This is a genomic window from Nocardia sp. NPDC059229, assembly GCF_042754165.1.
Classification (GTDB): domain Bacteria; phylum Actinomycetota; class Actinomycetes; order Mycobacteriales; family Mycobacteriaceae; genus Nocardia.
Window position 1 is genome coordinate 140,147 of sequence record NZ_JBHZAK010000012.1, and the last position, 15,077, is coordinate 155,223.

General features: G+C 69.4%; 13 protein-coding genes. All 13 read left to right on the plus strand.

The window, feature by feature from the left end; genetic code table 11:
* Positions 1–12 precede the first annotated feature (12 nt).
* The 13 genes from ACFXHE_RS26220 (at position 13) to ACFXHE_RS26280 (ending at position 15,071) form a co-directional block, all read left to right on the plus strand.
* Complete coding sequence (locus ACFXHE_RS26220; RefSeq protein WP_379387095.1) at positions 13–513, plus strand: transporter; 501 nt, start codon at positions 13–15, stop codon at positions 511–513.
* Positions 510–1,628 (plus strand): glutamine-hydrolyzing carbamoyl-phosphate synthase small subunit, encoded by a 1,119-nt coding sequence (carA, locus tag ACFXHE_RS26225; RefSeq protein ID WP_379387097.1) that lies wholly within the window; start codon positions 510–512, stop codon positions 1,626–1,628. Before ACFXHE_RS26220 ends, carA begins: the two co-directional genes overlap by 4 nt.
* A complete protein-coding gene (carB, locus tag ACFXHE_RS26230) occupies positions 1,628–4,933 on the plus strand; it encodes a carbamoyl-phosphate synthase large subunit (RefSeq protein WP_379387099.1) in 3,306 nt (1,101 codons plus the stop codon). Before carA ends, carB begins: the two co-directional genes overlap by 1 nt.
* Positions 4,930–5,754 carry an orotidine-5'-phosphate decarboxylase gene (gene pyrF / locus ACFXHE_RS26235; RefSeq protein ID WP_379387101.1) on the plus strand — a complete coding sequence of 275 codons (825 nt, stop codon included), beginning with the start codon at positions 4,930–4,932 and terminating at the stop codon, positions 5,752–5,754. The genes carB and pyrF overlap by 4 nt, the downstream gene beginning before the upstream one ends.
* 158 nt (positions 5,755–5,912) lie before the next feature.
* Complete coding sequence (locus tag ACFXHE_RS26240) at positions 5,913–6,761, plus strand: patatin-like phospholipase family protein (protein WP_379387103.1); 849 nt, start codon at positions 5,913–5,915, stop codon at positions 6,759–6,761.
* Positions 6,762–6,805: 44 nt separating this feature from the next.
* Positions 6,806–7,435 carry a LysE family translocator gene (locus ACFXHE_RS26245; protein WP_379387104.1) on the plus strand — a complete coding sequence of 210 codons (630 nt, stop codon included), beginning with the start codon at positions 6,806–6,808 and terminating at the stop codon, positions 7,433–7,435.
* An 83-nt stretch (positions 7,436–7,518) separates the two neighbouring features.
* A complete protein-coding gene (locus ACFXHE_RS26250) occupies positions 7,519–7,947 on the plus strand; it encodes a VOC family protein (RefSeq protein ID WP_379387105.1) in 429 nt (142 codons plus the stop codon).
* 601 nt (positions 7,948–8,548) lie between these two features.
* Positions 8,549–8,872 (plus strand): integration host factor, actinobacterial type, encoded by a 324-nt coding sequence (mihF, locus tag ACFXHE_RS26255; protein ID WP_033086940.1) that lies wholly within the window; start codon positions 8,549–8,551, stop codon positions 8,870–8,872.
* A gap of 7 nt (positions 8,873–8,879) precedes the next feature.
* On the plus strand, positions 8,880–9,464 hold the full coding sequence (gmk, locus tag ACFXHE_RS26260) for a guanylate kinase (protein WP_379387107.1): 585 nt from the start codon (positions 8,880–8,882) through the stop codon (positions 9,462–9,464).
* A 74-nt stretch (positions 9,465–9,538) separates the two neighbouring features.
* Positions 9,539–9,817 carry a DNA-directed RNA polymerase subunit omega gene (gene rpoZ / locus ACFXHE_RS26265; RefSeq protein WP_067713345.1) on the plus strand — a complete coding sequence of 93 codons (279 nt, stop codon included), beginning with the start codon at positions 9,539–9,541 and terminating at the stop codon, positions 9,815–9,817.
* Positions 9,818–9,824: 7 nt separating this feature from the next.
* Positions 9,825–11,045 (plus strand): bifunctional phosphopantothenoylcysteine decarboxylase/phosphopantothenate--cysteine ligase CoaBC, encoded by a 1,221-nt coding sequence (gene coaBC / locus ACFXHE_RS26270; RefSeq protein WP_354837421.1) that lies wholly within the window; start codon positions 9,825–9,827, stop codon positions 11,043–11,045.
* A 216-nt stretch (positions 11,046–11,261) separates the two neighbouring features.
* Positions 11,262–12,476 (plus strand): methionine adenosyltransferase, encoded by a 1,215-nt coding sequence (metK, locus tag ACFXHE_RS26275; protein ID WP_354837423.1) that lies wholly within the window; start codon positions 11,262–11,264, stop codon positions 12,474–12,476.
* A 93-nt stretch (positions 12,477–12,569) separates the two neighbouring features.
* Positions 12,570–15,071 (plus strand): primosomal protein N', encoded by a 2,502-nt coding sequence (locus tag ACFXHE_RS26280; protein WP_379387247.1) that lies wholly within the window; start codon positions 12,570–12,572, stop codon positions 15,069–15,071.
* The last annotated feature ends 6 nt before the right edge of the window (positions 15,072–15,077 follow it).

Sequence of the window (15,077 nt, forward strand, 5' to 3'; positions counted from 1 at the left end):
AGGAGGACCGTAATGGAGCGCACACTGCAGGTACTGGTTTTGCTGGTGCTGTTCGCGCTGTGCCTGTGGCTGATGTACCGGGCGTGGACCCGGCGGGCCGAGAAGCAGGCTTCGGCGATCGGCGACCTGCCGCCGGTGCCCGCCGACTGCGGCGCGCAGCTGCTGGAGCCGACCACGGGGCTCTACCTCGGCAGCACCCTCGCCCCCAGCTGGATTCAGCGAATCACGGTGGGCGACCTGGGTTTTCGCGCCACGGCGGAACTCACGCGATTCGAGCGCGGCATCCTGCTGGAGCGGGACGGCGCGGCGGCGATCTGGATTCCCCAGGAATCCATTACCGCGGTGCGCGCCGAGCGCGGGCACGCGGGCAAGGTAATGACGGAAGACGGTGTGCTGGTGATTCGCTGGACATTGCCGAGCGGGACCGAGGTGGATACCGGTTTCCGCGGCGATGACAAAGCGGTGTACCCGGCATGGACCGCAGCAGCTACGAAGACGGGAGACGAGGCATGAGCAGCGGAAACACTGCCGTGATGGTGCTCGAGGACGGCCGCGTGTTCCGCGGGACGACCTTCGGCGCCGTCGGGCAGACATTGGGTGAGGCGGTGTTCTGTACCGCCATGACGGGCTACCAGGAGACCCTCACCGACCCCAGCTACGACCGCCAGATCGTGGTGGCCACCGCGCCGCAGATCGGCAACACCGGCTGGAACGACGAGGACGACGAGTCCTCGAAGATCTGGGTCGCCGGGTACGCCGTGCGCGACCCCGCGCGCCGCGCCTCCAACTGGCGCGCCACCCGCACCCTGCAGGACGAACTGGAGAACCAGAACGTCGTCGGCATCGCGGGCATCGACACCCGGGCACTGGTGCGGCACCTGCGCACCCGCGGTTCCATGAAGGCGGGCATCTTCTCCGGTGAGTCGCTCACCGAGTACGAGGACATGCTCGACAAGGTCAACGGCCAGCAGTCCATGCTGGGCGCGGACCTGGCCGGTGAGGTCTCCACCGACGAGATGTACACCGTCGACCCGATCGGCGAGCACCGCTTCACGGTGGTCGCGGTGGACCTGGGCATCAAGTCCAACACCCCGCGCATGTTCGCCCAGCGCGGCATGCGGGTGCACGTGGTGCCGTCCAACGTCACCTTCGACCAGATCAAGGAACTGAACCCGAACGGTGTGTTCCTGTCCAACGGCCCGGGCGACCCGGCCACCCAGGACGCCATGGTGGCGCTCACCCAGCAGGTGCTGGGCGAGGACATCCCGCTGTTCGGCATCTGCTTCGGCAACCAGATCCTGGGCCGCGCCTTCGGGCGCAAGACCTACAAGATGAAGTTCGGCCACCGCGGCATCAATGTGCCGGTCGTCGAGCATCATTCGGGCCGGATCTCGATCACCGCGCAGAACCACGGCTTCGCCCTGGAGGGTGAGCGCGGCGAGGTGTTCGACACCCCGTTCGGCAAGGCCGAGGTCAGCCACATCTGCGCCAACGACGGTGTCGTCGAGGGCGTGCAGCTGGTGAGCGGCCGCGCCTTCTCCGTCCAGTACCACCCCGAGGCCGCGGCCGGACCCCACGACGCCGCCTACCTGTTCGACCGTTTCGCCATGCTGATGGAAGGAGCCTGATGCCACGCCGCACCGATCTCAACCACATCCTGGTGATCGGCTCGGGCCCGATCGTCATCGGCCAGGCTTGCGAGTTCGACTACTCGGGAACCCAGGCGTGTCGCGTCCTCAAGTCCGAGGGCCTGCGCGTGTCGCTGGTGAACTCCAACCCGGCGACCATCATGACCGACCCGGAGTTCGCCGACTCGACCTATGTCGAGCCGATCACCTGGGAATTCGTCGAGAAGGTCATCGCCAAGGAGCGCCCGGACGCGATCCTGGCGACCCTGGGCGGCCAGACCGCGCTCAATTGCGCTGTCGCCCTGCACGAGAACGGCATCCTCGACAAGTACAACGTCGAGCTGATCGGCGCCGACTTCGAGGCCATCCAGCGCGGTGAGGACCGCCAGAAGTTCAAGGACATCGTCGCCAAGGTCGGCGGCGAGTCGGCGCGCTCCAAGGTGTGCTACACCATGGACGAGGTCCGCGAAACCGTTGCGGAACTGGGCTTCCCGGTGGTCGTGCGCCCGTCGTTCACCATGGGCGGCCTGGGCTCGGGCATGGCCTACAACCACGACGACCTCGATCGCATCGCCGGCGGCGGCCTGGCCGCCTCGCCCACCGCGAACGTGCTCATCGAGGAATCCATCCTGGGCTGGAAGGAATTCGAGCTCGAGCTCATGCGTGACGGCAAGGACAATGTCGTCATCGTCTGCTCGATCGAGAACGTGGACCCGATGGGCGTGCACACCGGTGACTCGGTCACCGTCGCCCCGGCCATGACCCTCACCGACCGCGAATACCAGAAGATGCGCGATCTGGGCATCGCCATCCTGCGCGAGGTCGGCGTCGACACCGGCGGCTGCAATATCCAGTTCGCGGTGGACCCGCGCGACGGCCGCCTGATCGTCATCGAGATGAACCCGCGTGTGTCGCGCTCGTCCGCGCTGGCCTCCAAGGCGACGGGTTTCCCGATCGCCAAGATCGCCGCCAAGCTGGCCATCGGCTACACCCTCGACGAGATCCTCAACGACATCACCGGCGAGACCCCGGCCTGCTTCGAGCCGACCCTCGACTATGTCGTGGTCAAGGCCCCGCGCTTCGCCTTCGAGAAGTTCCCGGGCGCCGACCCGACGCTGACCACCACCATGAAGTCGGTCGGCGAGGCGATGTCCATGGGCCGCAACTTCTCCGAGGCCCTGGGCAAGGTGCTGCGCTCGCTCGAGACCAAGGCCGCGGGCTTCTGGACCCAGCCCGACGGCGAATGGACCGACGTGCAGGCCATCCTGGACGACCTGAAGGTTCCGACCGAGGGCCGCATCTACCAGGTGGAGCGTGCGCTGCGCCTGGGCGCGAGCATCGAGGACGTGGCCGCCGCCTCCGGCATCGACCCGTGGTTCGTGGCCGAGGTCGCGGGCCTGGTGGAGCTGCGCCAGGAGATCATCGACGCCCCCGTGCTGGACGAGCCGCTGCTGCGCACGGCCAAGCACTACGGCCTCTCCGATCGCCAGATCGCTTCGCTGCGACCGGAACTCGCCGGTGAGGGCGGCGTGCGCGAGCTGCGCCACCGCCTCGGCATCCGCCCGGTGTTCAAGACCGTCGACACCTGCGCGGCCGAGTTCGAGGCCAAGACCCCGTACCACTACTCGGCCTACGAGCTGGATCCCGCCGCGGAATCCGAAGTGGCGCCGCAGAAGGAACGCGAGAAGGTCATCATCCTCGGCTCGGGTCCGAACCGCATCGGTCAGGGCATCGAGTTCGACTACTCGTGTGTGCACGCCGCGCAGACGCTGTCGGCCGCCGGGTTCGAGACCATCATGGTCAACTGCAACCCGGAGACCGTGTCGACCGACTACGACACCGCCGACCGCCTCTACTTCGAGCCGCTCACCTTCGAGGACGTGCTCGAGGTGTACCACGCCGAGACCGAGTCCGGCACCGTCGCGGGCGTCATCTGCCAGCTCGGCGGCCAGACCCCGCTGAGCCTGGCCCAGCGCCTCACCGACGCGGGCGTGCCCGTGGTCGGCACCTCCGCTGCCGCCATCGACCTGGCCGAGGACCGCGGCGAATTCGGCGATGTCCTGGTGGCCGCCGGCCTCCCGGCTCCCAAGTACGGCACCGCCACCACCTTCCCGCAGGCCAAGAAGATCGCCAACGAGATCGGCTACCCGGTGCTGGTGCGCCCGTCCTACGTGCTGGGCGGCCGCGGCATGGAGATCGTCTACGACGAGAAGTCCCTCGAGGACTACATCTCCCGCGCCACCGAGATCACCCCGGACCACCCGGTGCTGGTCGACCGGTTCCTGGAGGACGCCATCGAGATCGACGTCGACGCCCTGTGCGACGGCGAGGAGGTCTACCTGGGCGGCGTCATGGAGCACATCGAGGAGGCCGGTATCCACTCCGGTGACTCGGCGTGCGCCCTGCCCCCGATCACCCTGGGCCGCAGCGATATCGAGGCCGTGCGCCGCTCCACCGCCGCGCTCGCCAAGGGCATCGGCGTGAAGGGCCTGCTGAACGTGCAGTACGCGCTCAAGGACGACGTGCTCTATGTCCTCGAGGCCAACCCGCGCGCCAGCCGCACCGTGCCGTTCGTCTCCAAGGCCACCGCGGTGCCGCTGGCCAAGGCCGCGGCGCGAATCGCGCTGGGCGCCAGCATCGCCGAGCTGCGCAAGGAGGGCCTGCTCCCGGCCGAGGGCGACGGCGGCTACGCGCCGATCGACGCCCCGGTCGCGGTCAAGGAGGCCGTGCTGCCGTTCCACCGCTTCCGCCGCCCCGACGGCACCGGCGTGGATTCGCTGCTCTCCCCGGAGATGAAGTCCACCGGCGAGGTCATGGGCATCGACGCCGACTTCGGCACCGCGTTCGCCAAGTCGCAGTCGGCCGCCTACGGTTCGCTGCCGACCGAGGGCACCGCGTTCGTGTCCATCGCCAACCGCGACAAGCGCGCCATGGTGTTCCCGGTCAAGCGCCTGCACGACCTGGGCTTCCGCATCCTCGCCACCGAGGGCACCGCGGAAATGCTGCGCCGCAACGGCATTCCCTGCGATCAGGTGCGCAAGCACTCCGACGAGATGGCCGACCAGCCCAGCATCGTGGACATGATCAAGGACGGCGACGTCGACATCGTGTTCAACACCCCGTACGGCAACAGCGGCCCGCGCGTGGACGGCTACGAGATCCGCACCGCCGCGGTGGGCGCGAACATCCCGTGCATCACCACCGTGCAGGGCGCGGCCGCGGCCGTGCAGGGCATCGAGGCCACCATTCGCGGCGGCATCGGCGTGCGGTCCCTGCAGGAACTCCACGCGGTGCTGCGCGGATGACGACCTTCGGTGCGCGGCTGCGGGAGTCGATGCGCGAGCACGGCCCGCTGTGCGTCGGCATCGACCCGCATCCGCCGCTGCTGCGGGCCTGGGGCCTGAGCGAGGACGCCGCGGGCGTGGCGAAGTTCGCCGACGCCTGCGTGCGTGCCTTCGCGGGCCGGGTGGCACTGGTCAAACCGCAGGTGGCGTTCTTCGAGACCTACGGTTCGGCTGGAATCCTGGTGCTGGAGGAGACGATTGCCGCACTGCGGGCGGCGGGCACCCTGGTGCTGGCCGACGCCAAGCGCGGCGATATCGGCTCCACCATGGACGCCTATGCCCACGCCTGGCTCGGCGACGGCCCGCTCGGCACGGACGCGGTCACCGTCTCCCCGTACCTCGGATTCGGTTCCCTCGCACCAGCTCTGGACCTCGCCGAGGCCAATGACCGCGGCGTGTTCGTACTGGCCGCCACCTCCAACCCGGAGGCGGTGGAACTGCAGAACATCACTGGCTCCGACGGCCGCAGCATCGCCCAGCGCATGGTCGACGACGCCGCGGCCGCCAATGCCGGAGCCGAATTCGGTTCCGTCGGTGTGGTGGTCGGCGCGACCCTGGACGCGGCTCCGGACCTGAGCGCGCTCAACGGCCCGATCCTCATGCCCGGCGTCGGCGCGCAGGGCGGGGGAGCGGAGTCGATCCGCAAGCTGGTTCCCGCGAGCAGCCTCGGCGCGGTCCTGCCGAACGTCTCCCGCGAGGTCCTCAAGTCGGGTCCGTCGGTCGCCGCGCTGAAGCAGCGGGTCGCCGAGCTCGCAGCGGAATTCGCCTTCCTGCAGAACTGAATGCCTTACTGCAGAACTGAATACGGTAGCGCCGCAACGCCCTACCCGACACGGAATCGCCCCGGCCGCCCCAGCGCGACCGGGGCGACTCCCGTTCAGGCCCGAGCCGAATTTCGGAGGGCGTCCTCCGGTTCCTTCCCCTCGGATACAGTGGCAGCATGTCTGCCGCGGTGCCGCCCACCGAAATTCGTCATGCGCTCGTGCTCGGAGGGGGTGGCGCGGTCGGCCTGAGCTGGATGGCGGGCGTGGTCATCGCGCTGCGCGAGGCCGGTATCGACCCGGCCCTGGCCGAGCGGATCGTCGGCACCTCCGCCGGTGCGGTCGTCGGTGCCGCGCTCGCCGCCGAGGTCGACCTGAGCCTGCTGCTGCGGCGGCCCGTCCCGGACTCCGACCTGCCGCCGATCCGGTTCGACCCGAACAGTTTCGGTGAGATCATGGGCATCCTCGCCACTCCCGGGCTGGACCCGGACGAGGCGCGCCGACGCGCCGGCCTCCGCGCGCTGGAGATGGCGGTCGGCGATCCGGCCGACCATATCGCCCGCATCGGCGGGTTCGTCGGCAACGCGTCCTGGCCGCAGCGCGATCTGCGGATCACCGCCATCAGCGTCACCACCGGCGCACTCCAGGTGTGGACTCCCGATGGCAAGGCCACCCTGCCCGAGGCGCTGGCCTCGAGCACGTCGGTGCCCGGCGTCTTCCCGCCCATCCCGATCGACGGCGCCTACTACTTCGACGGTGGCATGCGCTCGCCGATCAATGCCGACCTGGCCGCCGGCGCCGAACGCATGCTGATCATCGAACCGCTGGCCCACCTGTTCCCTCACAGCCCCACCGATCGCGAGCTGGACGGTGCGGCAACGGCATTCATCGTCCCCGACGCCGGCGCCATCGCCGCCTACGGCCCCGACCTGTTCAACGCCGCCGCTCTGGAGCCCGCCTACGAGGCGGGCCTGCGCCAGGGCGCGGAGGCGGCTCCCGGCCTGAAGGACTTCTGGCCCGCCGCCTGAATCGGGGCCGGAACCGGCACCGGGCCGCCGCGTAGGCTGGCCGGGTGCTGTCGCTCACCGAGATTCTCACGCTGGCCGGGGTGATCGTGCTCGGCTCCATGTCGCCCGGGCCGGATTTCCTGATCGTGCTGCGGAATTCGGTGGGCTCCGGCCGTCGCGCCGGGGTCGCCAGCGCGGGCGGCATCGCGGTCGGCGTGTTCGTATGGGCGCTGGTCACCGCGATCGGCGTCGCCGGGCTGCTGGCCGCCTCGGCCGAGGCATACACGGTGGTGAAGCTGGTCGGCGCGATCTACCTGGCCTACATCGGCATTCGCGCGCTGCTGGCCGCGCGGCGCGGCGACTACCGGCCTGATCCCGATGCGGCCGCGAACCGTCGCGGCGCGCTGGTCGCCTTCCGGCAGGGCCTGCTCACCAACCTGCTGAATCCCAAGTGCGCCGTGTTCTTCATCGCACTGGTGCCGCAGTTCCTGCCCGCCGATCCGTCGGCGCTGGGCACCCTCGAACTGGCCATGGTGTGCACGATCGCCAACCTGTTCTGGTTCGTGATCCTGGCCTTCGGCGTGGGCGCATTGCGGCACGTGTTCACCCGCCGCCGGGTGCGCCGCGCCCTCGACGCCGCCATGGGCACGTTCATGGTCGGGCTGGGCCTGCGAATCGCCATGGAGAGCAACTGATTCCGTCTCGGAGGGCCTGATCGGCCGCCTTCCCCGGAGCACTAGGCTGAACCCGACTGCTCGGTAGAAAGGTGGGATTTCTCATGTCCGACGCCGGCCTCGACCTCGTCTCCTACGGCCAAACCCGCGTCCTGGTGGACGATTTCGCGTCCAGCTATCGCTTCTATCGCGACGTCCTGGGCCTGCCCCTGAAGCAGGAGGTGCCCGGCGACGTCCCCGAATCCGACGATGGCCCCTACGCCTGCTTCACCCTCGGCGGCCAGGATCTCGCGCTGTTCACCCGCGCCTACATGGACGCCGCGATCGGCGCCGCGCACCGCCCGCGCGGCGAGATCGACACGGTCGTCGTGGTTTTGCGCGTCGCCGATGTCGACCGGGCCGTCGAGACCCTGCGCGAGCGCGGCGCCCGGATCGCCGCCGAGCCCGCCGATCAGCCCGCGTGGGGCATGCGGGTGGCGCATGTGCGGGCTCCGGAGGGCACGCTCGTGGAGCTGTGCCAGTACGACGACTGACGCGATCGTGTTCGCTGTTGGCGAACCCGTCCGGCGAGCCGATCGAACGCTTGTCCGTATCGCCTCTCTCACGCCCGCCGCACCGCGGCGGGCGTAGTTCTCGGTACCGGGAGGTTTAGGCCGTCAGTGGCCGCGTGAGGGGTGGATAACGGGCCGCTCCGACGATGGCGGGGCCGCCTCGAACCGGCTCGACCTGCAAGGGAAGGTGTCGGAATTGCGTGTTTCGGCACCCTTCGTAGCGCCTCGGGTGATACGCGACACGCGGTGCTGAATCGAACGACACGCCGAGAAATCCAAGAAAAATCCAGGTCGCGTGATTACAGGTCGGTCACGGTTTCGCGGTGGGCCCGTCCGACCTCTCCCGGGCCCTGTCAAGTCCGTGAAAAAGCCCTGGCTGCAAGGCTATTCGTGACCGTGCCGAGCCGATCGCGGGGGCCGGTCCGGCACTGCCCGCGCCGCTGCCCATCCGGCCCGGTCGCGGCCCGAATCACGCGCTGACCTGGGGGGTGGGTTCGCAATCGGCAAGCGTCGTGGGTACGGTCGCTGAGACCACCGGGTTACCGGAGGTAGATCAAGCAATGAACGATGAGACGGAGGAACCGTGGCCCTTCCCCAGCTGACTGACGAGCAGCGCGCCGCTGCTTTGGAGAAGGCGGCTGCCGCTCGCCGCGCTCGGGCGGAGCTCAAGGAGCGCTTGAAGCGTGGTGGCACCGATCTGAAGACGGTCCTTGCGGACGCCGAGAAGGACGAAGTCCTCGGCAAGATGAAGGTTTCGGCGCTGCTCGAGGCCCTGCCGAAGGTCGGCAAGGTCAAGGCGGCCGAGATCATGAGCGAGCTCGAGATCGCTCCCACCCGCCGCCTGCGCGGACTGGGCGACCGGCAGCGTAAGGCGCTGCTGGCCCGGTTCGACTTCAGCGCCGAATAATCCGAGGGTGGTCGAACACACTCGGAAGGGTCGACTGGTTGTCCTGGTCGGCCCCTCGGCCGTCGGTAAGTCCACCGTCGTGCGCTGCGTGCGCGAACGACTGCCCGAATTGGTATTCAGTGTGTCGGCCACCACCCGGGCTCCGCGGCCCGGGGAGGTCGACGGCCAGGACTACCGATTCGTCACCCGTGAGAAGTTCGACGCCATGATCGAGGCGGATGAACTGCTCGAATGGGCCGACATCCATGGTGGACTGCAGCGGTCGGGCACCCCGGCCGCACCCGTGCGGGAAGCACTCACGTCCGGACATCACGTCCTGATCGAGGTGGACCTCGAGGGCGCGCGCTCGATCCGCAAGACCATGCCGGAAGCCAAACTGGTCTTCCTGGCCCCACCCAGCTGGGACGAGCTGGTGTCCCGCCTGACCTCGCGCGGGACGGAATCGCCCGAGGTGATCGAGCGTCGTCTGCAGACCGCTCGCACCGAATTGGCTGCCTGTGACGAGTTCGACATCGTCATCGTGAACGACCACGTGACCAGCGCCTGTGAGCAGTTGGTATCGTTGTTCGTTAGCACAAATTCGGGGTCATAGGCCCCGAACCACCGGCTCGTCTTCGAAGTGAGCCGGACGCCACCCTTCCGAACAACCCCGCAGGAGTCCTCCTAGTGAGTACGGACATCAAGACCGCGCCCGCCTACGACACTCCGGTCGGCCTCACCAACCCGCCGATCGACGAACTGCTGGAGCGGACTTCGTCCAAGTACGCGCTGGTCATCTACGCGGCCAAGCGGGCCCGCCAGATCAACGATTACTACAACCAGCTCGGCGACGGCATTCTCGAATACGTCGGTCCGCTGGTCGAGCCGGGTCTGCAGGAGAAGCCGCTGTCGGTGGCGATGCGCGAGATCCACGCCGACCTGCTCGAGCACTCCGAAGGGGAGTAGTCCCGCGGTGACCCGGATCGTCGTCGGAGTCGGCGGCGGTATCGCCGCCTACAAGAGCTGCAACCTCGTGCGCCGGTTCACCGAAACCGGGCACGAGGTTCGTGTCATTCCCACCGAGTCGGCGCTGCAATTCGTCGGCAAGGCCACCTTCGAGGCACTGTCCGGCCACCCCGTGCACACCGGTGTCTTCGCCGATGTGCCCGAGGTGCCACACGTGCGCCTCGGCCAGGAGGCCGACCTGGTCGTCATCGCCCCCGCCACCGCGGACCTCATGGCCCGCGCCGCGCAGGGCCGCGCCGACGACCTGCTGACCGCGACGCTGCTGACCGCGCGCTGCCCTATCCTGTTCGCCCCGGCCATGCACACCGAGATGTGGGAGCACCCGGCCACCCGGGCGAATGTGGCGACGCTGCGCGCGCACGGCGCCGTGGTCATGGAACCCGCCTCGGGCCGGCTGACCGGCACCGACACCGGCCCGGGCCGGCTGCCCGAGCCGGAGGAGATCTTCGGTCTGGCCCGGCTGCTGCTCGAACGCGCCGACGCCCTGCCGCGCGACCTCGAGGGCCGCCGCGTCGTGGTGTCCGCGGGCGGCACCCGGGAACCGCTGGATCCGGTGCGCTTCCTGGGCAATCGGAGTTCCGGCAAGCAGGGCTACGCGATCGCCCGCCTGGCCGCCCAGCGCGGTGCGCAGGTGACGCTGATCGCGGGCAATACCATCGGGCTCGAACCGCCGGCCGCGGTCGAGGTCGTGCACGTGACCACCGCCGAACAGCTGAAGGTGGCCGTCGACAAGCACTCGCTGGGTGCGGACGCGGTCGTCATGGCCGCGGCGGTGGCCGACTTCCGTCCGGTGAACGTGGCGGCGGCTAAAATCAAAAAGGGTGCGGGAGAACCGGATTCGATCGCGCTCGCCAAGACACCGGATATCCTGGCCGGGTTGGTGCAGTCCCGTCGCGACGGGCACCTACCGGGCACCGCGATCGTCGGCTTCGCCGCCGAGACCGGGGACGAGCACGCGGATGTGCTCACCCACGCCCGGGCCAAACTGGCCCGAAAAGGCTGCGACCTGCTGGTCGTGAATGCCGTCGGGGAGGGGAAGGCCTTCGAGGTCGACACCAACGACGGCTGGTTGCTCGGTGCCGACGGCACCGAGATCGCCCTGGACCACGGGTCCAAGGCACTGCTGGCCAGCCGGGTGCTGGATGCACTCGGCCCCTTGCTCCGCTGAAGCCTCGGCACCGCAGGGTTCGGGCACTTGCCGCTGTCTGCCGCTGGGCCGGCAGATTAACGGCGACTGTCTGAGTCACGATGTGTTCTTAACGAGGGCAGCTCGCCCCTGTGACGAACATATTGGAATAACCTGAGACAAAGGGTTGTGCGATGCAGCGGAGACGCTACTGTCGCCACCCGATACGAGAAACCCGTTGAGGGAGAGGGAACAACTGTGCGCACGTCTGGCAGCCGCCTATTCACCAGTGAGTCGGTGACCGAGGGTCACCCCGACAAGATCTGTGATGCCATCAGCGATTCCATCCTCGACGCGTTGCTCGCGGCCGATCCGCGCAGCCGGGTCGCGGTGGAGACCCTGGTGACCACCGGTCAGGTGCACGTGGCCGGTGAGGTCACCACCACCGCCTACGCCGATATTCCGACCATCGTCCGCGAGAAGGTCCTGGAGATCGGGTACGACTCCTCCGCAAAGGGTTTCGATGGCGCCTCCTGCGGTGTGAACGTCGCCATCGGCGCCCAGTCGCCGGACATCGCCATGGGCGTGGACACCTCGCACGAGGCCCGCGTGGGCGGCGAGGACGACGAGATCGCCCGTCAGGGCGCGGGCGACCAGGGCCTGATGTTCGGCTACGCCACCGTCGAGACCCCCGAGCTGATGCCGCTGCCGATCTCGCTGGCGCACAAACTGTCTCGCCGCCTGACCGAGGTCCGCAAGTCCGGCGTGCTGCCGTACCTGCGTCCCGACGGCAAGACCCAGGTCACCATCGAGTACGACGGCGCCATCCCCAAGCGCCTCGACACCGTGGTCATCTCGACCCAGCACGCGGCCGACATCGACCTGGACAACCTGCTCACCCCGGACATCCGCGAGAAGGTCGTCGACGCGGTGCTCGGCGAGCTCCAGCTGCCCAACCCGCTGGACACCTCCGACGTCCGCCTGCTGGTCAACCCGACCGGCAAGTTCGTGCTCGGTGGACCCATGGGTGACGCGGGCCTGACCGGCCGCAAGATCATCGTCGACACCTACGGCGGCATGGCCCGCCACGGCGGCGGCGCCTTCTCGGGCAAGGACCCGTCGAAGGTCGACCGCTCGGCCGCCTACGCCATGCGCTGGGTCGCCAAGAATGTCGTCGCCGCCGGCCTGGCCGAGCGGGTCGAGGTCCAGGTCGCCTACGCCATCGGCAAGGCCGCCCCGGTCGGCCTGTTCGTCGAGACCTTCGGCACCGAGCTGATCGACCCGATCAAGATCTCCGACGCCATCGGCCAGGTCTTCGACCTGCGTCCCGGCGCGATCATCCGCGACCTGGACCTGCTGCGCCCGATCTACGCGCCGACCGCCGCCTACGGCCACTTCGGCCGCACCGACGTCGATCTGCCGTGGGAGCGCACCGACCGCGCGGAGAAGCTGCGCGCGGCCGCCGGGCTGTAATTGACCGGCACCTCACTACTCTCGACGGGAGCGTCGGGCACGGAGAACCCCTCCGAGTCCGACGCTCCCGCCGTCGTTGGCGAGTCCCGCCCGATCGCGCGGGTCCTGCCCCTGCTCGAACCCGCCCACCTGGACCGGGATTTCGACTACCTGGTCCCGCCCGAGATGGACGAGCTCGCACAGCCCGGCGTCCGTGTCCGCGTCCGTTTCTCCGGCCGCCTCGTGGACGGCTACCTCCTCGAACGCCGCGAAAAGTCCGATCACACCGGCAAACTCGTCCGCCTCGAACGTGTCGTCTCCGGCGAACGCGTCCTCACCCCGGAGATCCTCGCCCTCGTCACCGCCGTGGCCGCCCGCTACGCGGGCACCCGCGCCGACGTCCTCCGCCTCGCCATCCCGCCCCGCCACGCCAAGGTCGAATCCGAAGGAGTGGAAAAGCCCGAAAAGCCCAAGCGCACTTCGAAGAAGAGCCCCCCGACCGCTGATCCTGTTGTGGCAGTCGATGACTCGGCCCAGCCGGAAGTCATGCAGGTCCGCACCACCGCAGCGCACCCGGGTGACGTGACGATCTCCGTCGTGCCCGGAAACGCTGAAGACGCTGCCGCACACACCGTCCCGCAAGGTGTCGAATCGGCGGGGGAGTCGGCGCTCGCGGTCGCGGAAGGCGGAAGTGACATCGGGGACGCCGCGCACGGCGAGGGTGCGGACACCGCCCCGGTTCAGGGCAGCGATGTATCCGCCACCGATGAGGTGACTCTTGTCGCCGACAGGGACTCGGGGTCGATGCCTGTGGCCGTCGATTCGGGCGCGGTCGCCGCCGAAGGCTCGACGGGAACCGTTGCTGCGCAGCCTGATCTGGTTGCGCTCGCCGTCGGCGACCACTCGACGGCTTCAGTGGCCGCGGTGCCGGCGGGCGAGTCGGGGCAACAGCCGGTGACTGCTGCTTCGCCGACGTCGGCCGCTGAGTTCAAGGCGTGGGGGCGGTATGTCCATGGGCATTCGTTCCTGGGCGCTCTGGCGGCAGGGCGCGGGCCGCGGGCCGGGTGGCAGGCATTGCCGGGGGAGGACTGGGCGCGGCGGCTGGCGGAGCTGGCGGCGGTGACCGTGCGTGGCGGGCGCAGTGCGGTGATCATGGTGCCGGATCAGCGGGATCTGGATCGGGTGCTGGGGGAATGTGGTGCGCTGGTGGGGGAGTCGGCGGTGGGGTTGGCGGCGGGGTTGGGGCCGTCGGCGCGGTATCGGCGGTGGCTGTCGGTGTTGCGTGGGAAGGCGCGGGTTGTCGTGGGGACGCGGAGTGCCGTGTTCTCACCGGTGAAAGACCTTGGGCTGATCGCCATCTGGGACGACGGGGACGATACCTTCGCCGAACCGCGGTCGCCGTATCCGCATGCGCGGGAAGTGGCGATGTTGCGGGCGCACGAGACCGGGGCGGCGTTCGTGGCGGGCGGGTTCTCGCGGACGGCCGAGGTGCAGGCGATCGTCGAATCCGGCTGGGCGCACGATCTGCTCGCGGATCGGGCCGTGGTGCGGCAGGCCATGCCGCGCATCACCGCGCCCGGCGATACCGACGCGGCATTGGAGCGGGACCCGATCGCGCAGGCCATCCGCATTCCGGCCGTGGCCTTCACGGAGGCGCGCAAGGCGATCAAGGCCGGTGGGCCGGTGCTGGTTCAGGTGCCGCGGCGCGGATACATTCCGGCGCTGGCCTGCGCCAAGTGCCGGACCCCGGCACGCTGCCGCCATTGCAACGGTCCACTGGCGCTGCCGGACAGCGCGCCCGCGTCACGTGGCGCGCTGCGCAGCGGGCGGGAAGGGGTGGCCGAGGCGCAGAGTCCGGCCTGCCGCTGGTGCGGGATCACCGAGGCGGCCTTCCGCTGCGGAGCCTGCGGATCGCGGGCGCTGCGGGCCGTCGTCATCGGTGCGTCGCGCACGGCCGAAGAACTGGGACGCGCGTTTCCCGGTGTGCCCGTACGAGGTTCGGGCGGGTCGTCGATCCTGAACACCGTGCCGGAGGGCCCGCAGGTCGTGGTGTCCACCATCGGCGCGGAACCCCGGGTGCCCGGCGGCTACGCCGTCGCCATGCTGCTCGACGGCTGGGCCCTGCTCGGCCGCGCCGACCTTCGGGCCGCCGAGGACGCGCTGCGCCGCTGGATGTCGGCCGCGGCGCTGGTGCGCCCCGGCGGCCGGGTCATCGTCATGGCGGACGCCGGGATCCCGACCGTGCAGGCGCTGGTGCGCTGGGATCCGGTGTGGCACGCCGGTTTCGAGCTCGAGCAGCGCACCGAGGTGCGCTTCCCGCCCGCGGTTCGCTTCGCCGCCATCGACGGCACCTCGGACTCCATCGCCGAATTGCTCGGCGAGGCACAGCTCCCCGACGGTGTGGAGATCCTGGGCCCGGTGCCGCTGCCGCCGGGTGCGCGAAAGCCGTTCTCCTCCGGCGACTCTCCCGCCGAGGTCGAACGCATGATCCTGCGCGCCGACCGCGCCACCGGCGCGGCCCTCTCCCGCGCCCTCACCGCTGCTCAGGCCGTCCGCAGCACCCATCGCTCCGATGCGCCCCTGCGCGTCCAGATCGACCCCGTCGACATCGGCTGATCTCGT